The organism is Macrococcus bovicus (assembly GCF_004359575.1).
Classification (GTDB): Bacteria; Bacillota; Bacilli; order Staphylococcales; family Staphylococcaceae; genus Macrococcus; species Macrococcus bovicus.
On sequence record NZ_SCWF01000033.1, the window covers coordinates 1 to 422 of the forward strand.

Genomic DNA, 422 nt, shown 5'->3' on the forward strand with positions numbered 1-422 from the left:
GAGTAACCTTTACAGGAGCTAGCCGTCGAAGGTGGGACAGATGATTGGGGTGAAGTCGTAACAAGGTAGCCGTATCGGAAGGTGCGGCTGGATCACCTCCTTTCTAAGGATAATACGGAAAAGGAATCTTGATTCCTTCGGAATGACGTCTGACATATTGTATTCAGTTTTGAATGTTTATTAGAGCAGCAGCAATCTCCGATTGCAGACTGGTCTTATGCACTTGCTAAAGCAAGTGTAATCCTTAAGCGGATGACATTCAGATTGTACTTTGAAAACTAGATAAAGCAAGAAGAAAAGATTTTACCAAGCAAAACCGAGTGAGTTCATTGATTGAATTCTCAAAAAAATCGCGCGTCTGTATTCATACAGACATCACATTATTAATAACAGATTAAGTTATTAAGGGCGCACGGTGGATG

The 422-nt window shown here is 40.8% G+C and carries 1 rRNA gene; it reads left to right on the forward strand.

Annotated elements, in window-relative coordinates:
• Positions 1-103 (forward strand): 16S ribosomal RNA (locus tag ERX55_RS11290); the annotation flags it as partial.
• Positions 104-422 lie beyond the last annotated feature (319 nt).